Below are 21,064 nucleotides of genomic sequence, written 5' to 3'. Positions count from 1 at the left end.
TCAGCCGGTCCTCACCACCACGGCCGCCACCGCGGCGCCGGCCGCCACCGCCGCGAACAGCAGCCGGACGGCGTCTGCGCGCCGCAGACGGCGCACCAGCGCCTCGGACCGGCCGCGGCTGGCGAGCACCCCGTGCGCCGGGCCGGCCGTCGTCGCCGTCACCACGACGACGACGGCGGCCGCGGCCACCGACACCAGCGCTGCTGCGCCCCGCCACCCGTCGTGCGGCCCCGCCACGAGCACCCACCCGTCAGCGAGCCCGAGCAGCCCGTACACCAGGGCGACCACCGGCGTGATCCGCCGGCGGTGCCGCTCGTGCGCCAGGCGCCAGCGCGCCTCGGCGCGCACCGCCCCCTCGCCGCCGTCGTCCTGCGCCGCCTCGGGGGCCAGCAGCGCCGGGTAGACCAGCACGGTCACCACCAGCTGGAAGCCCAGGTGCAGCGCCGTGGCCACCACGAGCAGCACGAGCCCGACAGGCTGCGCACCAGAGATCACACCCCACCCTCGCCCCTGAAGCCCGACCCCGCCCGGAGGACCCGCCCGATGTCCCGCCCCGTCGCCGCCCCGCTCTCGGCGCAGCCCTCCAGCGCCACCCTCACCACCCTGCTCGCCGAGGAGCGCACCTTCCCCGCACCGGAGGCCGTCGCCCGGGTGGCCAACCTCGACGCCGCGACCGCGGAGACCTGGCGCCAGCGGGGCGAGGAGGACCCGGAGGGCTTCTGGGCGGAGCAGGCGGGGCACCTGGACTGGGAGACGCCGTGGCACACGGTGCTCCAGTGGTCGCCGCCGGAGTTCGCCGACGGCGCCGACGTCACGGACCCGCTCGCGGAGCTGTCCGTGCCGTCGGCGCGGTGGTTCGACGGCGGCACGCTCAACGCGGCCGTCAACTGCCTGGACCGGCACGTCGCTGCGGGGAACGGCGACCGGGTGGCCACGCACTTCGAGGGCGAGCGGGGCGACACCCGCACGGTCACCTACGCCGACCTGCTCGCCGAGGTCAGCCGCGCTGCGAACGCGCTCACGGCGCTCGGCGTCGAGCCCGGTGACCGCGTGGTCCTGTACCTGCCGGTGATCCCCGAGACGCTGGTGACGGTGCTGGCGTGCGCGCGCATCGGCGCGGTGCACTCCCTCGTCTTCGGCGGCTTCTCCGCGGAGGCGCTGCGGTTCCGGGTGGCGGACACGACGGCGAAGGTCGTCGTGGCCACCGACGGGCAGTTCCGCCGCGGCAGGGCGGTGCCGGTGAAGGCCGCCGTCGACGAGGCGGTCGCCGGGCTCGACCACGTCGAGCACGTGCTCGTGGTGCGCCGCACCGGCGAGGAGGCCTACGCCGGCGAGGCGATCCCGTGGACGCCGGGCCGCGACGTGTGGTGGCACGAGACCGTCGACGTCGCGGAGCCGGTCCACGAGGCCGTGGCGTTCCCCGCCGAGCACCCGCTCTTCATCATCTACACCTCCGGCTCCACCGGGAAGCCGAAGGGCCTGCTGCACACCACGGGCGGCTACCTCACCCACGCGCGGTACGCGCACTGGGCGCACTTCGACGCCCACCCCGAGACCGACGTCCACTGGTGCACCGCCGACCTCGCCTGGGTGACGGCGCACTCCTTCGCCATCTACGGGCCGCTGCTCAACGGCGTCACGCAGGTCATGTACGAGGGCGTCCCGGACTTCCCCGCCCCGGGCCGGCACTTCGAGATCATCGAGAAGCACCGGGTGACGACCTACTACACGGCACCCACCCTGGTGCGGGCCTGCATGACGTGGGGCGACGACGTGCCCGCCCGGTACGACCTGTCCTCGCTGAAGCTGCTGGGCAGCGTCGGGGAGCCCATCAACCCCGAGGTGTGGATGTGGTTCCGCGAGAACGTCGGCGGGGGCAGCGCGCCCGTCGTCGACACGTGGTGGCAGTCCGAGACGGGCGCCACGGTGGTGGCGCCGCTGCCGGGCGCCACCACGCTCAAGCCGGGCTCGGCGACCCGACCGCTGCCGGGCCTGGACGCCGCCGTCGTCGACGACACGGGGGCCGAGGTGCAGCCCGGGGAGGGCGGCTGGCTGGTCGTCCGCACGCCGTGGCCGGGCATGGCCCGCACGGTGTGGGGGAACCCCGAGCGCTACCGCGACGCCTACTGGCGGCAGTTCGCCGTGCAGGGCTACTACGCCGCCGGTGACGGCGCCCGCTACGACGCCGACAGGTACCTGTGGCTGCTCGGCCGCCTGGACGACGTCGTCAACGTCTCCGGGCACCGCCTGTCGACCACGGAGGTGGAGTCGGCGCTGGTGGCGCACCCCGACGTCGCCGAGGCCGGCGTGGTGGGCGTCGGTGACGAGCTGACCGGCCAGGCGGTGGCCGCCTTCGTCATCCCGTCGAGGCGGTCGGTGCTCGAGGACGCCGACGGGCACGCCGGCCTCGAGGCCGCCCTGCGCCAGCAGGTGGCCACCGTCATCGGGCCGGTGGCCAAGCCCAAGCACGTCGTGGTGGTCCGCGACCTGCCCAAGACCCGCAGCGGCAAGATCATGCGGCGCATCCTCGGGGACCTGCTCGAGGGGCGGGCGCCGGGCGACACGACGTCGCTGTCCGACGAGCGCGCCGTCGACGCCGTCCGCGACGGCATCGAGGCCCGTCGCGCCCGCGCGGCCCGCTGACCCCACGACAGCCAGAGAGAGGATGGACGCATGAGCCAGGACACCCCCGGCGGCGCCGCCGTGGACCCGCAGACCGCGGGCCAGGTCAGCACCGAGGACGCCACCCCGCAGACCGTGCCCGGCGCGGTCTCCCCCGACCCCGTGGCCGACAGGCCCGGCGCCGAGCGCACGTGGGGCTTCCGCACCCGCTCGCTGCACGCGGGCGGCACGCCCGACTCGGCCACCGGCGCCCGCGCCGTGCCGATCTACCAGTCGACGTCGTTCGTCTTCGAGGACACCGCCGACGCCGCCAACCTCTTCAGCCTGCAGAAGTACGGCAACATCTACAGCCGCCTGGCCAACCCCACCGTCGCGGCGTTCGAGGAGCGCATCGCCTCCCTCGAGGGCGGCATCGGCGCGGTCGCCACCGCCTCGGGCATGAGCGCGGAGTTCATCACGCTGGCCGCGCTGGCCGGTGCCGGTGACCACGTCGTGGCGAGCTCGCAGCTGTACGGCGGCACGGTGACGCTGCTCGACGTGACGCTGCGCCGGTTCGGCGTCGACACGACGTTCGTCGCGGGCACCGACCCCGCCGACTACGCCGCGGCCATCACCGACCAGACCAAGGCCGTCTACACCGAGGTGGTGGCCAACCCCTCGGGCGAGGTCGCCGACCTGGCCGGGCTCGCCGAGGTGGCGCACGCCGCGGGGGTGCCGCTCGTCGTGGACGCGACGCTCACCCCGCCGTACCTCGTGCGCCCCATCGAGCACGGCGCGGACATCGTCATCCACTCCGCCACCAAGTTCCTCGGCGGCCACGGGACCACCCTCGGCGGCGTCGTGGTGGAGAGCGGCCGGTTCGACTGGGGCAGCGGCCGCTTCCCGCAGATGACCGAGCCGGTGCCCAGCTACAACGGCATCCGCTGGTGGCAGAACTTCGGCGAGTACGGCTTCCTCACCAAGCTGCGCTCCGAGCAGCTGCGCGACACCGGGCCCTCGCTGTCCGCGCAGTCGGCGTTCCAGCTGCTGCAGGGCGTGGAGACCCTCGCCCCGCGCATGGAGGAGCACCTGCGCAACGCCCGCGGCGTGGCCGAGTGGCTCGACCGCGACCCCCGCGTCGCCTGGGTCAACTGGGCGGGCCTGCCCTCGCACGTCCACTTCGAGCGGGCCAGGAAGTACCTGCCGCTGGGCCCGTCGTCGGTGTTCTCCTTCGGCGTGGCCGGTGACCGCGAGGCCGGGCGGCGCTTCATCGAGGCGGTGCAGCTCGCCTCGCACCTCGCGAACGTGGGCGACACCCGCACCCTCGTCATCCACCCGGCGTCCACCACGCACCAGCAGCTGAGCGCCGAGCAGCTCGAGGCCGGCGGCGTGAAGCCGGAGCTGGTGCGCATCTCCGTCGGGCTGGAAGACCTCGACGACATCCTCTGGGACCTCGACCAGGCCCTGACCGCGGCCGTGAAGGAGAGCTGACGCGTGACTCTCACCGTGGACAACACCCGCACCTGGGTGGGGCCGACCGCGCCGGAGCGCCTCGCGCTGCTGCGCGAGGCCACGAGCATCGCCATCGTCGGGGCCTCGGAGAACCAGGCCCGCGCCAGCTTCTTCGTGGCGACCTACCTGCTGTCGAGCTCGCCCTACGACGTCTACTTCATCAACCCGCGCGCCAAGGAGATCCTCGGGCGCCCCGTCTACGCGAGCCTGGCCGACCTGCCGGTGGTGCCCGACGTCGTGGACGTCTTCCGCCGCCACGAGGACCTGCCGAGCGTGCTCGACGAGGTGCTCGCCCTGCGCGAGTCGAAGGGCGGGGGGAAGGCCCCGAACGTGCTCTGGCTGCAGCTCGGCTCGTGGCACGAGGAGGTCGCCCGCCGGGCCGAGGAGGCCGGCCTCTCCGTGGTCATGGACCGCTGCGTGAAGATCGAGCACGCCCGGTTCCACGGCGGCCTGCACCTCGCGGGCTTCGACACCGGCGTCATCTCGAGCCGGCGGCAGATCCGCGCCTGATCCAGCGTTGCAGCCGGGGGCGGTGCTCAGCAGCGCAGCGCCGCCCCCGCCCCGGACACCCCCGGGCCCTCGCACCACCACCGACCCCGGAGGTCACCCGTGCTCCGCCGCTCCCCCCTCGTCCTGCTCGCCGCCGCTGCCGCTCTGGCCCTGTCCGCCTGCGGCGGCAGCTCGCCCGCCGACGGCATCGTCGGCGGGAGCTCCAGCGCCGCGCCGTCCGGCTCGGCGTCCGGCGGCGACTCAGGGGGCGGCGTGCTGCGCGTGGCCTCCGAGGGCACCTACTCGCCCTTCACCTACCACGACCAGGCCGACGGCGGGAAGCTCACCGGCTACGACGTCGACGTCATCACCGCGGTCGGGCAGAAGATGGGCATGCAGGTGGAGTTCACCGACGTCACCTGGGACGCCATCTTCGCGGGGCTGGAGGCGGGCCGCTACGACGTCATCGCCAACCAGGTCACGGTGAACCCCGAGCGCCAGGCCCTGTACGACTTCTCCACCCCGTACACGACCTCCACCGGCGCGATCATCACGCGCGCCGACGACACCTCGATCACGTCGCTGCAGTCGCTGGCCGGCAAGACCACGGCCCAGTCGCTGACCAGCAACTGGGCGCAGGTGGCGAAGGACGCCGGCGCGGACGTCGAGGGCGTGGAGGGGTTCGCCCAGGCCGTCACCCTGCTCAAGCAGGGCCGCGTCGACGCCACCGTCAACGACGACCTCGCCGCGCTGGACTACCTCAAGACCACCGGTGACACCTCCGTGAAGGTGGCCGCCAAGACCACCGACACCAGCCAGCAGGCGTTCGCCCTCGCCAAGGGCTCGGAGCTCACGCCGAAGGTCGACGAGGCGCTCGCCGAGCTCAAGGCCGACGGGACGCTCGCCCAGATCTCGCAGAAGTACTTCGGCGAGGACGTCTCGGGCTGACGCGGGCGGCTGACCCGGGACCCGGAGGAGACCGGTGCTCGACTGGGACCTGCTGCGCACCTCGGCGTGGCCGCTGCTGCAGGGGCTGGTGCTCGGCACCATCCCCCTGACGGCGATGTCGTTCGCCGTCGGGCTGGCCATCGCCGTCGTCGTCGCCCTCATGCGGCTCTCACCCGTGAAGCTGGTCTCGGGCGCGGCGCGGGTGTACGTCTCGGCCATCCGCGGGACGCCGCTGCTGGTGCAGCTGTTCATCGTGTTCTACGCGCTGCCGGCGGTCGGTCTGACCATCGCCCCGTGGCCGAGCGCCATCCTCGCGCTCAGCCTCAACGTGGGCGGGTACGCCGCGGAGGTGGTCCGCAGCGCGATCCTGTCCGTGCCGCGCGGGCAGTGGGAGGCCGCCGCCACGGTGGGCATGGGCTACGGGACCACGCTGCGGCGCGTGGTGGCCCCGCAGGCCGCGCGCCTGGCGGTGCCGCCGCTGAGCAACACGCTCATCTCGCTGCTCAAGGACACCTCCCTGGTGTCGGTGGTGCTCGTGACGGAGATGTTCCGGGTGGCGCAGCAGATCGCCGCGCCCACCTTCCAGTTCCTCACGCTGTACGGCCTGGCCGCCGTCTACTACTGGGTGGTCTGCGCGGTGCTCGCGGCGCTGCAGGACCGGCTGGAGGTCCGCTTGAACAGGTACGTGACCGCGTGAGCGGCGGGAGCGGCGGGAGCGGCGGGAGCGGCGGGCCGCTCCTCGAGGCCACCGGCCTGGAGAAGTCCTTCGGCGAGACCCGCGTGCTGCGCGGGGTGGACCTCGCCGTGCCGACCGGCACCGTGAGCGTGCTCATCGGGCCGTCCGGCTCGGGCAAGACCACGGTGCTGCGCTGCCTCAACGCCCTGGAGCGTCCGGAGGCGGGCGCGGTGCGGATCGGCGACGTCTCCGTGGACTTCTCCGCCCTGCCGCAGCTGGGGCGCCGCGCCGCGCTGCGCGCGGAGGCCGGGCTGCGGGCGCAGAGCGGCATGGTCTTCCAGGCCCACCACCTCTTCCCGCACCGCACGGCGCTGGAGAACCTCCTCGAGGGGCCGGTCGTGGTGCAGGGCCGCCCGCGGGAGGAGGCCCGCGCGGAGGCGCTGGTCCTGCTGGAGCGCGTCGGTCTGAAGGGCCGTGAGGACGCGCTGCCGTCCCAGCTGTCCGGCGGTCAGCAGCAGCGGGTGGGCATCGCGCGGGCGCTGGCGATCCGCCCCCAGGTGGTGCTCTTCGACGAGCCGACCTCCGCGCTCGACCCGGAGCTGGTGGGCGAGGTGCTCGCCGTCATGCGCGACCTCGCCGAGCAGGGCACCACGATGGTGGTGGTCACGCACGAGATCCGGTTCGCCCAGCAGGTGGCCGACCAGGTGCTCTTCCTCGACGGCGGCGTGGTCGCCGAGCGCGGGCCGGCGGCGCAGGTGATCGCCGACCCGCGCGAGGAGCGCACCCGCCGCTTCCTGCGCCGCCTGCTCGACCCGCTCTGACCCGCTCTCACCCGCTCTCACCCGCTCTCACCCGCCCTGAGCCGGGAGGGCGGGGGGTCGGTCGTGCACGCTTGGGACGAGCGCCGCCGGGGTAGGTCATCGTCGTGGCTGAAGACACCGACACGACCCCCGACCTCACCCGCGGCGTGCGCCTGGGCGACCTCCCCCTCGACGGCGTGCTCGCCGGGGCCCTCGGCACCGGCGAGGACGCCGAGCAGGTGCTGCTGACCCGGTACGTCGACGACGACGGCGAGACCCGCGTCTCCGCGCTCTCCGCGACGTGCACCCACGTGGGCGCGCCGCTCGCGAAGGGCCTGCGCACCGGGAACCTCGTGCGCTGCCCGTTCCACCACGCCTGCTTCGACCTGCGCTCCGGCGAGGCGCTGCTGGCCCCGGCGTACGAGCCGCTCACCCGCTACGCGGTGGAGGTCACCGGTGAGGGCGACGAGGCCGTCGTCCGCGTCACCGGCCCCTCGGACGAGCCGGCGCCCGGCCCGGACGCAGCCACCACGGGCGCCGAGGGCGCGCTGCGCCGCGTCGTCGTGGTCGGCGGCGGGGCGGCGGGCTTCGCCGCCGTGGAGCGCCTGCGCCGCGAGGGCTACGAGGGCGAGCTGGTGCTCGTGTCCGCGGAGCCGCACGCGCCGATCGACAGGACGCAGCTGAGCAAGTTCTACCTGGCGGGTGCCAAGCCGAAGGACGCGCTGCCGCTGCTCGCCGAGGAATGGTACGCCGACCACGGCGTGGAGCTGCGCCTGGGCACGCGCGCCACGGTGCTCGACACCGACCAGAGGCGGCTCAGCCTCGAGGGACCGGACGGCGCGGTCACGCTGCTCGCCTACCAGTCGCTGCTGCTCGCCCCCGGCTCGGAGCCGGTGCGCCCCGACCTGCCGGGGTTCGGCCGCGACGACGTGCACGTGCTCCGGTCGCTGGCCGACGCGGACGCGCTCCTGGCCGCCGTCGGCGAGGAGCCGGAGGGACGGACCGCCGTCGTGCTCGGGTCGGGGTTCATCGGGCTCGAGGCCGCCGCGGTGCTGCGCGAGAAGGGCGTGGACGTCACCGTCGTCGCCACCTCGGAGGTGCCGCTGGCCCGCCAGATGGGCGAGGACGTGGGCCGCGCGGTCCGCGCCGCCCACGAGGCCGAGGGCGTCACCTTCGTCACCGGCCGCGCCGCCCGCTGGAACGACGGGGTGCTCGAGCTGGAGGACGGGACGCGGGCGCCGGCCGAGGGCCGCGCGGACCTGCTCGTGGTCGGCGTCGGCGTCGCGCCGCGCCTCGACCTGGCCAAGAGCGCCGACCTGGCCCTGGCGCCGGAGAGCGAGGGGGGAGGCGTGGTCGTCGACGGCCACGGCCGCACCTCGGCGGACGGCGTGTGGGCCGCCGGCGACGTCGCCGCCTGGCCCGACGCCACCACGGGCCGGCGCCGCCGGGTGGAGCACTGGGCGCAGGCGCAGCGCCAGGGGGCGGCAGCCGCCCTCGACCTGCTGAGCCGCGGCGCTGGTGAGGAGCTGGCGGAGCCGGCCTTCTTCTGGACCAAGCAGTTCAGCCGGCAGTACCGGCTGGCGGGCGAGGTGCCGGACCTCAGCGGCGGCGAGGGCAGCGGCTCGGCGGAGGTCGACGGCTCTCTGGCTGACGGCGACGCCGTGGTCCGCTACCGCGACGCCGGCGGCCGCATCACCGCGGTGGCGGGTGTGGGGCGCGACCTGGAGGTGCTCCGCCTGGAGGACGAGCTGCTGCGCCCCTGACCCCTCGTGATCATGGGCGTCCGCCACCCCGGCAGAGGTGGCGGACGCCCATGATCACGGACGAGGTGGGTCAGGCGGAAGGCGCCAGGGTCTTGGTGTCGATGACGAAGCGGTAGCGCACGTCGGAGTTCACGACGCGGTCCCAGGCCTCGTCGATCTGGTCACCGCTGATGACCTCGACCTCGGCACCGATGTGGTGCTCGGCGCAGAAGTCGAGCATCTCCTGCGTCTCCTTGATCGAGCCGATGTTCGAGCCGGCCAGGCTCTTGCGGCCCATGATCAGCGCACCGGCCGGCACCTGGAACGGCTTGCTCGGCAGGCCGACCGTGCACAGCACGCCCTCGGGCTTGAGCGCCGCGATGTAGGGCTTGATGTCGACGTCGGCCGAGATCGTGGTGATGATCAGGTCGAAGGTGCCCCTGAGGGACTCCAGCGCGCCCTCGTCACCGGTGGCGACGTAGTGGTCGGCCCCCAGGCGCAGGCCGTCCTCCTGCTTCTTCAGCGACTGCGACAGCACCGTGACCTCAGCGCCCATGGCGTGCGCGATCTTCACGCCCATGTGGCCGAGGCCGCCCATGCCGACGATCGCCACCTGCTTGCCGGGCCCGGCGTCCCAGAAGCTCAGCGGGGAGTACAGCGTGATGCCGGCGCACAGCAGCGGGGCGGCGACGTCGAGGTCGATGCCCTCGGGGATGCGCAGCACGAAGTCCTCGTCGACGACGATCTTCTCGCTGTAGCCGCCCTCGGTGGGGCGCCCGTCCTTGCCGATGGCGTTGTAGGTGCCGACGTTGCCGTTCTTGCAGTTCTGCTCGCGGCCCGCGGTGCACTCGGAGCACTCGCGGCAGGAGTCGACCATGCAGCCGACGCCCACGCGGTCACCCACGGAGTGCTTGGTGACCTCGGAGCCGACCTCGGAGACCACACCGGCGATCTCGTGGCCCGGGGTCAGCGGGAAGAGGGTCTCGCCCCACTCGCCGCGCCCCGTGTGGATGTCGGAGTGGCAGATGCCCGCGTAGGCGATGTCGATGAGGACGTCCTTCGGGCCCAGGTCGCGGCGCTCGATGGTGGTCGCCTCGAAGGGCTCGCCGGGGCCGGCGGTGCTGCGGGCGTGCACGGTGGTGGGCACGGTTCTCCTCCGTCTGGTGCGGGGTGGGGTTCCCTTCCATCCTGCGGGAGCGGCGCTGGTCGCGCACGACGTGTCGGTGCGGGCGTCCGACGGCGTCCGCGGGTCCCTACCGTGGAGGTCGTGACCTCCGAGCCCGCGACCGAGGGGTACCTGCCGGGGTCGGCGGGCCTGCGCCGGGCGTCCTGGGCGCTCTTCCTCGCCGGGGTCGCCGTGTTCGCCCTGCTCTACGCGCCGCAGCCGCTGCTGCCCCTGCTCTCGTCGGACTTCTCGGTCACCCCCGCCGCGGCCACGCTGGCGGTCTCGGCCACCACCGCGGCGCTGGCGGTGGGGCTGCTCGTCGCAGGTCCCGTCTCGGAGCGCTTCGGGCGGACGCGGCTCGTCCACGCCTCGCTGGCCACCTCGAGCGCCCTCGGGCTGCTGGCCGTGCTGGCCCCCACCTGGGACTGGCTGGTGGTGCTGCGCGCCGTGCAGGGGCTCGCGCTGGCCGGGCTGCCCGCCGTCGCCGTCGCCTACCTGCGCGAGGAGGTGCACCCTCTGGCCGCGGGCCGCGCCACCGGTCTGTACGTCGGGGGCAACGCCATCGGCGGGATGCTCGGCCGGCTCGTGTCCTCCGGGCTCGCGGAGCTGGGCGGGTGGAAGGCGGCCCAGGGCGGCGTGGCGGTGCTGGGCCTGGTGTGCGCGGTGCTCGTGTGGTGGCTCCTGCCGCGCTCGCGCCGCTTCACCCCGGCGCCCGCGGGGCTGCGGGCCCTCGCGCGGCGCACGCGCGGGGTGGTCACCGACCCGGCGCTGCTCGGGCTGTACGGGCTGTCGCTGGCGCTGATGGGCTCCTTCGTGGCCGTGTGGAACGCCATCGGCTTCCGCCTGGAGGCGCCGCCGTACTCCCTCGGTCCGGCCGTCGCCGGCCTGGTCTTCACCGTCTACGCGCTGGGGTCGGTGACCTCGGCGCAGGGCGGCCGGCTCGCGGACTCGCTCGGCCGGCGCGTCGTCGTCCCCGTCGCCGTGGTGGTCATGGGCGCCGGCCTGGCCGTGACGGCCGCGCCGGCCCTGTGGGCCGTGGTGGTGGGGATGGCCGTCTTCACCGCCGGCTTCTTCGCCGCCCACGGCGTGGCCAGCGGCTGGGTGGCGGCGCGGGCGGGGGCCGGCGGGCGCGCCACCGCGCAGGCGGCGTCCACGTACCTCTTCGCCTACTACGTGGGGTCGTCCCTGGGCGGCACCGCCGGGGGCGCTGCCTGGTCGGCCGGCGGGTGGGGCTCGGTGGTGCTCCTCGCCGGCGCCGCTGCCCTGCTGGCCCTGGTGCTCACCGGCCTGCTGGCCCGCACCCGCTCGCTGCTGCCGCCGCCGCCGTCCGCCGGAGCCCCCCACCCCGGCTGAGCGCCGGCAGGGCCGACCCGGCCGACCGGGTGAGACCCCGCCCCGCGCCTCCAGCCCCGGCGCCGCGGGGACGAAGCCCCCTGTGGCGTCCACTCCACGGCGCCACCGCGGAAGGGAGCCCTGGCACGTGCAGATGACCGCCGCGCTGGCGCCGCTGTCAGTGCTGTCGGGACTCCCGGCGGACGTCCTGTGGCCCGTCGCCGGAGGCACGGTGTCGTTCGTGTCGCTGGTGACGCTGCTCGTGCTGCTGCGCCGCCAGCACCAGCGCCAGACCGCGCTGCTGCGCACGGACCCCCTCACCGGCCTCGGCAACCGGGTGCTCCTGACCGAGGAGGGCGAGCGCGTCCTCGCCTCGCTGCCCGACCTCGACGGCGACGGCCGGCACGGCCCCGGACTGCTCCTGCTCGACCTCGACGGGTTCAAGGACGTCAACGACACCCTCGGCCACGCCGCCGGCGACACGCTGCTGGTGCAGGTGGCGCACCGCCTCGCGAGCGCCGCACCTCCCGGTGCTGTGGTGGCCCGCCTGGGCGGCGACGAGTTCGCCGTCCTGCTCGACTCGCCGGTGACCACGGCGCAGGCCGTGCTGCACGGCAAGCGCCTGCTCGCCGCGCTCGGCGCCGGCGGCTTCTCCGCCGACGGCGTGGACCTCGACATCACCAGCAGCGTCGGCGCCGCCGTCGCCCCCGCCGCCGGCCGCACCGTCGGCGAGCTGCTGCGCCACGCGGACCTGGCCATGTACGAGGCCAAGCGCTCCCGCTCCGGGGTGCTGCCCTACACCTCCGACCTCGCTCCGGAGACCAGCGACGGCCTGACCACCCTGGCGCTGCTGCGGCAGGCGATGGACCAGGGCGAGCTGACCCTGCTGTACCAGCCGGTGGTCGACGCCGGCACCCGCGAGCTGCGCGCCTTCGAGGCGCTGCTGCGCTGGAACCACCCGACGCGCGGGCTGCTGCTGCCCACCGAGTTCCTGCCGCTGGCCGAGCGCACCACCCTGGTGCGGCCGCTGACCCGCTGGGTGGTGCTCACCGCCGTCCGCCAGGCCGCCGCCTGGCGCCGGGCGGGCCTGGACACCACCGTGGCGGTCAACGTCAGCGCCTCCGTGCTCGAGCCCGGTCTGCTGGGCATCGTCGACGAGGCCCTCGCCCGCAGCAGCTGGCCCGCCGAGCAGCTGGTGCTGGAGATCACCGAGACCGCCGTGGCCAGCGACGCCGGAGAGGCGCTCGACGTGGTCAGCTCCCTGGCCGGCCGGGGCATCCGCATCTCCGTGGACGACTTCGGCGCCGGCTACACCAGCCTGGGGCAGCTCCGGGAGCTCACAGCGCACCACCTCAAGGTGGACCGGCAGTTCGTCACCGACCTGCTCGGCGGGCCGTCGGACGAGGCCATCGCGGCCAGCATCATCGACCTGGGGCACCGCCTCGGGCTGCACGTCGTCGCCGAGGGCGTCGAGAGCGCCGCCGTGGCGGACCGCCTGCGCGACCTCGGCTGCGACGAGCTCCAGGGTTACTGGGTGGGCCGCCCGATGAGCCCGGAGCTGGCGCTGGCGCGCTACCTGCCGGAGCCCGACCGGACCGCGGCCCCGGCCGCAGGGCCCGCCGCGGCGGCCGCCGCACCACCGGCGTCGTCGGCCTCCGCCTGAGGACGGACCAGCGGCTCAGGCGCCGCTGCGCCAGACCAGCACGAGGGCGCGGTCGTCGGACTCCTCGACGGCCGCGGCGTCCACCAGGCGCTCGGCGGCACCGTCGCGCCACCCGGACCGCCCCGCCTCCTCGGCCAGCCGCACCAGCGCCTCGGTGCCCACCGACAGGTCCTCCCCCGGCACCTCGACCATCCCGTCGGTGCACAGGTACAGCGCCTGCCCGGGCAGCAGCCGCCCCGCCACCTCGCCGAAGTCGGCGTCAGGCACCAGCCCGAGCGCCGGCCCGCCGTCGTCGTCGAGGAGCCGCCACGGGACCCCGGCGCCGCCGGTGCCCGGCGGCGGGTGGCCCGCGCACCGGACGCGGAAGTCGCCCGTGCCCAGGTCCACCGCGAGGTGCACGGCCGTGGCGAAGCCCTCGGCCCAGTCCTGCCGCAGCAGGTAGGCGTTGGCAGCGGGAAGGAAGCCCTCCACCGGCATGGCCCCCAGCAGACCCCCGAACGCCCCCGACAGCAGCAGTGCGCGCGTGCCGGCGCCCTGCCCCTTGCCGGAGACGTCCACCAGCACCACCTCGAGCAGGTCGCCCTGCTCGCCGTGAGTGCGCGTCGCCACCACGAAGTCACCGCTGAAGGAGTCGCCGAACGCGGGCCGCAGCTCCGTCTCGACGTGCCACTGCGGCGGCAGCGGCGGCACCCGACCCTGGCTGCGCAGCCGGTCCCGCAGGTCGACGAGCATCGTGTCGCCGAGGGTGCCCTGCACGCCGAGGCGCTCGCGGCTGCGCACGAACAGCGCCACGAGCACCGCGGTGGCGCCGAGCAGCACCAGGTCTCCCGGGCGGGCGCTCAGGCCGCCCTCGTCGGGCACCGACACCGTCAGCGCGGCCCCGGCGGCGGCCACGAGGTACAGCAGCACCATCGTGCGCAGCCGCAGGAAGAACCCGCCCAGCAGCAGCACGAAGACCATCGCGCTGGCCGGGACCCACCGGGGCGCGAGGGCTCCGGTGACGGCGACGACGACGGCGAGCGCGGTCAGCCACAGCAGCAGCCACGCCTGGCGCGGCATCGTGCGGGGGCGGAAGCGCGCGGCGAGCCGCCGGGTCAGGCGCCGGCGGCGCCGGTCGAGCCAGCGCGAGGCGCGGTGGAGGCGCAGGCGCACGTCTCCGACCCTAGCCGGGGCCCTCGGCACCCATCCGGCGTTCGCCGACTCCCGGTCGCGTCCCCTCCCCTGCCGCCGCCACCCCACCGCACTCGCGCACCCGAGTGCTGCTTCGCGGAGGCTCCGCGGCGCCGTGGGCGTGCGCGAGGACCCTGGGTGCCCGGGGTCAGGCGTCGAAGGGTGATACCTGCGTGCCCGGTGCCTGGCAGGTGGGGCACCAGAAGAGGTTGCGCCCCTCCACCACGGTGGTCGAGACCGGCGTCGAGCAGATCCGGCACGGCAGGCCGGTGCGCCGGTACACGTAGTGCGCACCCGCCTGGCCGCGGCGCACGGGCGTGCCGTCGGCCTCGTCGTCGCGCCTGCCGCGGTCGACCGGGCGCGTGGTGACGATCCGCCCCGACCGCACCCCCGCGCGCATCAGCACGCGGAGGTCCTCGTAGACGGCCTCGAGCCGCTCCGGCTCCACGTCACGGCCGGCGGCGAACGGGTCGATGCCCGCCCGGAACAGCGCCTCCGCGCGGTAGATGTTGCCGGCGCCGGCCAGCACGTCCTGGTGCATGAGCAGCGCGCCGACGGTCACCCGCGAGCGCCCCGCCCGCTCCAGGAAGCGCTCCGGGCCGTCGTCGGGCCGCAGCGGGTCGGGCCCGAGGCGGGCGCGCAGCTCGTCGACCTCCGGGCGGACCATGACCTCGCACGCCGTCGGGCCGCGCAGGTCAGCCCAGCGCAACGGGCCAGCGCCCTCGGCGGCGTCGAGCGTCACGAGCCTCAGCCGCACCTGCCCGACCGGCGCCGGTGGCGCGGCGAAGCCCTCGGCGCCCGCGCCGTCGTCGTCCTGGTCGCCACCGTCGACCGCGCCGTCGGAGCTGCCGAAGAAGACCTTCCCGTACAGGCCCAGGTGCACGTGCAGCCACCGCTGCGGCGTGCGGCGGGGGCTGGCGTCCGCCGGGGAGAACCCCACGAGGAGGTGCTTGCCGACGGCGTCGGAGCGCACCACGCGGTGGCCGTCGAGCAGCGCGGCGCCGTCGGCGAAGCGGCCCTGGGGGCTGCTGGCCTCGACGACGCGGCCGCCGAAGGCGTCGCGCACGGACCGGGCGAGGCGGTGGAGGGTGTGACCTTCAGGCACGAGGGTCGAGCCTGCCTCCTCCTCGCCGATCGCGCGCGATCACCGCTCGGTGAGGTGCTCCGCCTCCCAGGCGGTCATGAGGTCGAGGCGGCGCTGGTGGCGCTCGTCACCGCTGAACGGCGTGGCGAGGAAGGTGTCGACGATGGCGGTGGCGTCCTCGACCGAGTGCATGCGGGCGCCCACGCTGACGACGTGCGCGTCGTTGTGCTGGCGGGCCAGCTCCGCGGTCTCCAGGCTCCACGCCAGCGCGGCGCGGATGCCGGGGACGCGGTTGGCGGCCAGCTGCTCGCCGTTGCCGGAGCCGCCGAGCACGATGCCGAGGGCGTCGACGCCGGCGCGGACGTCGCTGCGGACCGCGACGGCGCAGGGGATGCAGAACGTCGGGTAGTCGTCGAGGGCGTCGTAGGCCTCGGGGCCGTGGTCGACCACCTCGTGGCCGGCGGCGGTCAGGTGCGCCACCAGGTGCTGCTTGAGCTCGAAGGCGGCGTGGTCGCTGGCGATGTGGACGCGCACGGCGCACATCCTGGCACCCCCGGGCGACCACGGGCGGTCGACCACCGCCTGGGTGGCCGACCGCCCGTGGTCACGCTCGGGAGGGGTGGGTCAGTCGAAGACCGGGCCCTGCGTGCGGGTGCGCTTCAGCTCGTAGAAGCCCGGGTAGGCGGCCACCGCGGTGACGCCGTCCCACAGCTTCCCGGCCTCCTCGCCCTTGGGCGCCGGCGTGATGACGGGGCCGAAGAACGCCGGCCCCTGCTCGCCGTCCTTCCCGGCCACGCCGATGACGGGGGTGCCGACGTCGTCACCGACGCGGTTGATCGCCTCGTAGTGGGAGGCCTTGAGCAGCTCGTCGTACTCGGTGAGGCCGGCGAAGCGGATGAGCTCGGCCGGCAGCCCGACGTCGGCGAGACCGCCGACGACGGCGGCCTCGAAGTCCTTCTCACCGCCCGGGTGGATGCGGGTGCCGATGGCCGTGTAGAGCGGCTCGACGACCTCCTGGCCGTGCAGCTCCTTGGCGGCGGTCACCACGCGCACCGGGCCCCACGCCTTCTTCATCATCTCCTGGTACTCCTCGGGCAGGTCGCGCCCGTCGTTGAGCACAGCGAGGCTCATGACGCGGAAGGTGACGTCGATGTCGCGCACCTTCGCCGCCTCGAGGATCCAGCGCGACGTCATCCACGCCCACGGGCAGATGGGGTCGAACCAGAAGTCGACGGGGCTCTTCGAGGCGCTCTGCGCTGCGTCAGTCATGCCACCGATAACACCACCGGCCCGGCTCGTCTGCCCGGCGCGCCCGCGTGGGAGCATCGGACGGGTGCGGACCAGCCACCACGAAGACGGCGCCGGGCAGCCGGCGGACCACCAGCAGGGCATGAACCTCTCCCGGGCGGAGGCCGCCGAGCGCGCCGCGCTCGTCGACGTCAGCTCCTACGACGTCGAGCTGGACCTCACCGGTCGTGGCGGGGCCCCGACGACGTTCCGCTCGAAGACCACCGTGCGGTTCACCGCGCGCGAGGGCGCCTCGACGTTCCTCGACCTGGTCGCCCCGCACGTGCACGAGGTGGTGCTCAACGGCACCGCGCTCGACGCGCACGAGGTCGCCGACGGGGTGCGCGTGCAGCTGCACGGGCTCGCGGCGGAGAACGAGGTCGTCGTCGTCGCCGACTGCGCCTACATGAACACCGGCGAGGGGCTGCACCGCTTCGTCGACCCGGTCGACGGCGAGGTGTACCTCTACTCGCAGTTCGAGGTGGCCGACTCGCGCCGCGTCTTCGCGGTGTTCGAGCAGCCCGACCTCAAGGCCGTCTTCACGTTCACGGTGACCGCTCCCGACCACTGGACGGTCGTTTCGGTCTCCCCCACGCCGGAGCCGACGCCCGCGCACGAGGGCGCGGCGACCTGGCGCTTCGCGCCGACTCCGGTGCTGTCCAGCTACGTCACCGCGATCGTCGCCGGGCCGTACCACGTCGAGCGCGGCGAGCTCACGAGCAGTGACGGCCGCACCGTGCCGCTCGGGGTGTTCTGCCGCCAGAGCCTCGCCGAGCACCTCGACGCCGACGAGGTCATGGACATCACCCGGGCGGGCTTCGCCTTCTACGAGGGCCTCTTCGAGATCCCCTACCCGTTCCCCAAGTACGACCAGCTGTTCGTGCCGGAGTTCAACGCCGGGGCCATGGAGAACGCCGGCGCCGTGACCTTCCTGGAGCGCTACGTCTTCCGGTCCAAGCCCACCGAGGCCGTGGTCGAGCGCCGTGCGGTGACGATCCTCCACGAGCTGGCGCACATGTGGTTCGGCGACCTCGTGACCATGCGCTGGTGGGACGACCTCTGGCTCAACGAGAGCTTCGCGGAGTACGCCTCCACGCTCGCCACCGCCGAGGCCACCCGCTGGACCGACGCGTGGACCACGTTCGCCTCGATGGAGAAGGCGTGGGCGTACCGGCAGGACCAGCTGCCGAGCACGCACCCGATCGTGGCCGACATGGTCGACCTCGAGGCGGTGGAGGTGAACTTCGACGGCATCACCTACGCCAAGGGCGCCAGCGTGCTCAAGCAGCTGGTCACCTACGTGGGCCGCGACGCGTTCTTCGAGGGCGTGCGCCGCTACCTGCGCGCGCACTCCTTCTCCAACGCCACCCTGGCCGACCTGCTGCGGGAGCTGGAGGCGACCTCGGGCCGCGACCTGGCCGCCTGGTCGAGCGTGTGGCTGGAGAAGGCCGGCGTGACCACGCTGAAGCCGGAGGTGCACACCTCTGACGACGGCGCCATCACGTCGCTCGTGGTCACCCAGACCACGCCGCCCGAGCACCCGGTGCAGCGCCCCCACCGCCTCGCGGTGGGCTTCTACGACCTCCACGTGCCTGCGGACGGCGGGCACCCGGCCAGCGCTGCCGCTGAGGACGACGACGCGGGCGACGCACCGGCCGCCGGCGCCGCCCCGCGCCTGGTCCGGACGGGCCGGGTGGAGGTCGACGTCGACGGCGAGCGCACCGACATCGCCGGCCAGCTCGGCGAGCTGGCCGGGCGCGACGCTCCCGACCTGCTGCTCCTCAACGACGACGACCTCGCCTACGCGAAGGTCCGGCTCGACCCGTCGTCGCTCGCCACCGCGGTGGAGCACCTGTCGGCCATCGAGGACGCCCTCCCCCGCACGCTCGTGTGGTCGGCCGCGTGGGACATGGCCCGCGACGCGGAGATGGCGGCCCGCGACTTCGTGGACCTCGTCCTCGACAACGTCGCGGTCGAGTCGACCCCGGCGACCTCCTCGGTGCTGCGCACGCTGCTGCAGCAGCTGACCTCCGCGACGCGGCTGTACACCGCGCCCGGCCACCGCGACGACGTCGTGGCCGGCGTCGCGGCCTCGCTCATGGACCTGGCGCTGGCCGCCGAGCCCGGCAGCGACGCGCAGCTGCAGCTGGCCACCGCCGCCGCGGGGTGGGGGCGCACGCCGGAGCAGCTGGACGCCGTGGCCGGGTGGCTGTCCGGCGACGCCTCGCTGGAGGGCCTGTCCGTGGACACCGACCTGCGCTGGGAGCTGCTCACCGCGCTCGTCGTCGAGGGCCGCGCCGGGGAGGCGGAGATCGCGGCGGAGCTCGCCCGCGACGACACCGCCTCCGGCCGGCTCGCCGCCGCCGGGGCCCGGGCGGCCGTGCCGGACCCGGGCGCCAAGCAGGCGGCGTGGTCGCAGCTGGTGGCCTCCTCGGCGGAGCCCGGCCTGGCCAACGCCGAGCGGGCCGCCGTCATCGGCGGCTTCGCCCGCGTCCACGACGCAGCGCTGCTGGAGCCGTTCGTCGAGCCGTACTTCGCCTCGATCGAGGGCACCTGGCGGATGCGCACCAACGAGATCGCCCAGCAGGTGGTGACCGGGCTCTACCCGGTGCTGCTCGCCTCGCCGGCGCTGCTCGACCGCACCGACGCCTGGCTCGCCCAGGCCCCGGAGGACCTGCCGGCGCTCAAGCGGCTCGTCAGCGAGCAGCGCGACGGCGTGGCCCGCGCGCTGCGCGCCCAGGAGCGCGACCTGCTGCGCTGACCCCCCACCCCCCGGGCCCCCTTCTCGCACTTTCCGCGGAAAGTGCGAGAAGGGGGCCCTTCTGTGCGCACTTTCCGCGGAAGGTGCGCAGGAGCCGGGACGGGACGGGAGGCTCAAGGGACCGAGCGCGACCGCCGATGCTGCGGCGTGCACCACCCCGCTCTGCGCGCGGCCGTCCGGTGATCGGTCCGGCCTTCCCGCAGGTCCTCGACGCCGCGCGCACCGGCGCGCCGTGGGCGCTGGAGACCCTCTACCGCGAGCTCGCCGGCCCGGTCACCGGGTACCTGCGCCTGCACGGCGCCGCGGAGCCCGACGACCTCGCCAGCGAGGTCTTCGTCGGCGTGCTCACCGGCATCGGCCGCTTCGCGGGCGACGAGGCGGGCTTCCGCGCCTGGGTCTTCACCATCGCCCACCGGCGCCTGGCCGACTCCTGGCGGCGGGCCTCGCGCCGGCCGGCGCTCGCCGACGTCGACGTCCACGACGACACCACGACCGCTGGCCTGCCCGGTGGCGACGCCGAGGAGGAGGCGCTCGCCTCCCTCGGCACCTCCCGCGTACACGACCTGTGCGCGCAGCTGCCCCGCGACCAGCGCGCCGTCGTCCTCCTGCGGGTGCTCGGCGACCTGTCGGTGGACGAGGTCTCCCGGGTGCTCGGGAAGACGCCCGCGTCCGTGAAGGCCCTGCAGCGCCGGGGCCTGCTCACCCTGTCGGCCCAGTGCCGCGACGACCGCGCGACCCCGCGGACCTCCCCGGCGATGACGGAGACGAGATGACCGACGACCCGAGGACGCGATCCTTCGACGAGGACGTCCGCGCGCTGCGCGCGGGCGGCGACGCGCCGTCGGCGGCGCGGCTGGAGGCCTTCGCGCGCGACGTGCGCGCCGTGGCCCGCCAGCCGCACCGCCCCAGCGCCGACCTCGCCGTCCTGCTGGCCACCGGTCACCTCACCGACACCGCCGTGACGCCCGCCCGGGCCGACGGCGCGGACCCGGCCGCCCCCGCACCGGTGCGGCCTGCGCTCTCGTGGAGGCACCCCGTGACCCTGACCCGCCAGACCCTCACCGCCGTCGGCCGCCGCGTGGCCGCTGTCAGCGCTGCCCGCGCCGGCGCCGCCGCCGGCGCGGTCCTCGTCGTCGCCGTGGTCGGAGCGGGTGCTGCCGGCGCGCTGCCCGGTCCGGTGCAGGACGGTTTCGCGGCCACGGTCTCGGCGGTGACGCCGCTGGAGGCACCGACCAGCGACAGCAGCACCGACCCCGCCGCTGACCCGACCACGGATCCCAGCACGGACCCGAGCACCGACCCCAGCACCGCTCCGACGGACACCCCCACCGACGCGCCCACCGAGGAGCCCTCCGGCACCCCCCGCACCGGCGCGACGTCCGACCCGACGTCCGCCCCGGCCGAGGCGCCCTCCACCGGTGAGCCCTCCGAGGACGGCGACGACGACGGCGGCTCGACCCCGTCCGACGGCCCGACGTCCGTCCCCGTCGCGCCGCCGACCAGCGGCGGGATGGGTCCCTGGGTGAGCAGCCAGGCGCGCTCCGGCGGCGTGGACGGCCAGGCCGTCAGCGGCGCGGCGCACGCCCGCAACGACGCCCGGCGCGAGGCGCGCTCCGGCGGCACCCCCACCTCCTCGTCCAGCAGCGCGCCGGCGCCCTCGACGAGCGCGACCGCGACCGCTCCGAGCGCCTCGTCGTCGTCCTCCGAGGTCGAGAGCGGCGACGACGGCGGCTCGGGCAAGGGCTCCGGCAAGGGGTCGGGCTCCGAGGCGAAGGGCTCCTCGAACGGCCAGGGCAAGGGCTCCGGCAAGGACCACTGACCCCCCTTCCCGCAG

18 protein-coding genes are annotated in these 21,064 nt (G+C 75.0%); 12 read left to right on the top strand and 6 right to left on the bottom strand.

Going from position 1 to position 21,064, the window contains the following annotated elements:
* Complete coding sequence (locus FHN55_RS09550) at positions 1 to 495, bottom strand: DUF1772 domain-containing protein (RefSeq protein WP_218974511.1); 495 nt, start codon at positions 493 to 495, stop codon at positions 1 to 3.
* 48 nt (positions 496 to 543) lie between these two features.
* Here FHN55_RS09550 and acs point away from each other — a divergent pair, with 48 nt between their 5' ends.
* From acs to FHN55_RS09515, 7 genes are all read left to right on the top strand, one after another.
* Complete coding sequence (gene acs, locus FHN55_RS09545; protein WP_139712072.1) at positions 544 to 2,643, top strand: acetate--CoA ligase; 2,100 nt, start codon at positions 544 to 546, stop codon at positions 2,641 to 2,643.
* A 30-nt stretch (positions 2,644 to 2,673) separates the two neighbouring features.
* A complete protein-coding gene (locus FHN55_RS09540; protein ID WP_139712071.1) occupies positions 2,674 to 4,092 on the top strand; it encodes an O-acetylhomoserine aminocarboxypropyltransferase/cysteine synthase family protein in 1,419 nt (472 codons plus the stop codon).
* A gap of 3 nt (positions 4,093 to 4,095) precedes the next feature.
* Positions 4,096 to 4,623: a CoA-binding protein gene (locus tag FHN55_RS09535; RefSeq protein WP_139712070.1), complete on the top strand. Its 528-nt coding sequence runs from the start codon at positions 4,096 to 4,098 to the stop codon at positions 4,621 to 4,623.
* Between the two features lie 99 nt (positions 4,624 to 4,722).
* The gene (locus FHN55_RS09530) at positions 4,723 to 5,550 is read left to right on the top strand and encodes an amino acid ABC transporter substrate-binding protein (protein ID WP_139712069.1); all 828 of its coding nucleotides are present in this window, start codon (positions 4,723 to 4,725) and stop codon (positions 5,548 to 5,550) included.
* A gap of 34 nt (positions 5,551 to 5,584) precedes the next feature.
* On the top strand, positions 5,585 to 6,247 hold the full coding sequence (locus FHN55_RS09525) for an amino acid ABC transporter permease (RefSeq protein ID WP_257570831.1): 663 nt from the start codon (positions 5,585 to 5,587) through the stop codon (positions 6,245 to 6,247).
* Positions 6,244 to 7,047: an amino acid ABC transporter ATP-binding protein gene (locus tag FHN55_RS09520; protein WP_139712068.1), complete on the top strand. Its 804-nt coding sequence runs from the start codon at positions 6,244 to 6,246 to the stop codon at positions 7,045 to 7,047. The genes FHN55_RS09525 and FHN55_RS09520 overlap by 4 nt, the downstream gene beginning before the upstream one ends.
* A gap of 104 nt (positions 7,048 to 7,151) precedes the next feature.
* Positions 7,152 to 8,789: an FAD-dependent oxidoreductase gene (locus FHN55_RS09515; RefSeq protein WP_139712067.1), complete on the top strand. Its 1,638-nt coding sequence runs from the start codon at positions 7,152 to 7,154 to the stop codon at positions 8,787 to 8,789.
* Positions 8,790 to 8,859: 70 nt separating this feature from the next.
* On the opposite strand, the gene FHN55_RS09510 is transcribed toward FHN55_RS09515, so the two are convergent.
* Positions 8,860 to 9,915, bottom strand: a complete 1,056-nt coding sequence (locus FHN55_RS09510; RefSeq protein WP_139712066.1) for an NAD(P)-dependent alcohol dehydrogenase — start codon at positions 9,913 to 9,915, stop codon at positions 8,860 to 8,862.
* Positions 9,916 to 10,035: 120 nt separating this feature from the next.
* Between FHN55_RS09510 and FHN55_RS09505 the strand changes: the two genes are divergently transcribed.
* Both FHN55_RS09505 and FHN55_RS09500 read left to right on the top strand, forming a co-directional pair.
* Complete coding sequence (locus FHN55_RS09505) at positions 10,036 to 11,286, top strand: MFS transporter (protein WP_139712065.1); 1,251 nt, start codon at positions 10,036 to 10,038, stop codon at positions 11,284 to 11,286.
* Between the two features lie 133 nt (positions 11,287 to 11,419).
* On the top strand, positions 11,420 to 12,928 hold the full coding sequence (locus FHN55_RS09500; RefSeq protein WP_257570848.1) for a bifunctional diguanylate cyclase/phosphodiesterase: 1,509 nt from the start codon (positions 11,420 to 11,422) through the stop codon (positions 12,926 to 12,928).
* Between the two features lie 15 nt (positions 12,929 to 12,943).
* On the opposite strand, the gene FHN55_RS09495 is transcribed toward FHN55_RS09500, so the two are convergent.
* The 4 genes from FHN55_RS09495 to FHN55_RS09480 form a co-directional block, all read right to left on the bottom strand.
* Positions 12,944 to 14,080, bottom strand: a complete 1,137-nt coding sequence (locus tag FHN55_RS09495; protein ID WP_139712063.1) for a PP2C family protein-serine/threonine phosphatase — start codon at positions 14,078 to 14,080, stop codon at positions 12,944 to 12,946.
* Between the two features lie 166 nt (positions 14,081 to 14,246).
* A complete protein-coding gene (locus tag FHN55_RS09490; protein WP_139712062.1) occupies positions 14,247 to 15,203 on the bottom strand; it encodes an Fpg/Nei family DNA glycosylase in 957 nt (318 codons plus the stop codon).
* A 39-nt stretch (positions 15,204 to 15,242) separates the two neighbouring features.
* Positions 15,243 to 15,716, bottom strand: coding sequence for a ribose-5-phosphate isomerase (locus tag FHN55_RS09485; protein WP_218974510.1), 474 nt, complete (start codon positions 15,714 to 15,716; stop codon positions 15,243 to 15,245).
* A 90-nt stretch (positions 15,717 to 15,806) separates the two neighbouring features.
* Entirely contained in the window at positions 15,807 to 16,451 is a 645-nt protein-coding gene (locus tag FHN55_RS09480) for a DsbA family protein (RefSeq protein WP_139712060.1), read from the bottom strand.
* Between the two features lie 121 nt (positions 16,452 to 16,572).
* Here FHN55_RS09480 and pepN point away from each other — a divergent pair, with 121 nt between their 5' ends.
* From pepN to FHN55_RS09465, 3 genes are all read left to right on the top strand, one after another.
* Positions 16,573 to 19,230: an aminopeptidase N gene (gene pepN, locus FHN55_RS09475; RefSeq protein ID WP_139712185.1), complete on the top strand. Its 2,658-nt coding sequence runs from the start codon at positions 16,573 to 16,575 to the stop codon at positions 19,228 to 19,230.
* Between the two features lie 179 nt (positions 19,231 to 19,409).
* The gene (locus FHN55_RS09470) at positions 19,410 to 20,003 is read left to right on the top strand and encodes an RNA polymerase sigma factor (RefSeq protein ID WP_180357731.1); all 594 of its coding nucleotides are present in this window, start codon (positions 19,410 to 19,412) and stop codon (positions 20,001 to 20,003) included.
* Positions 20,000 to 21,049, top strand: coding sequence for a hypothetical protein (locus FHN55_RS09465; RefSeq protein ID WP_139712058.1), 1,050 nt, complete (start codon positions 20,000 to 20,002; stop codon positions 21,047 to 21,049). Before FHN55_RS09470 ends, FHN55_RS09465 begins: the two co-directional genes overlap by 4 nt.
* Positions 21,050 to 21,064: the final 15 nt, after the last annotated feature.

This window comes from Streptomyces sp. NP160 (assembly GCF_006335115.1).
GTDB lineage: Bacteria > Actinomycetota > Actinomycetes > Actinomycetales > Quadrisphaeraceae > Quadrisphaera.
Note: the sequence above shows the minus strand (reverse complement) of the source record. Positions and strands in the feature narration are given on the sequence as shown.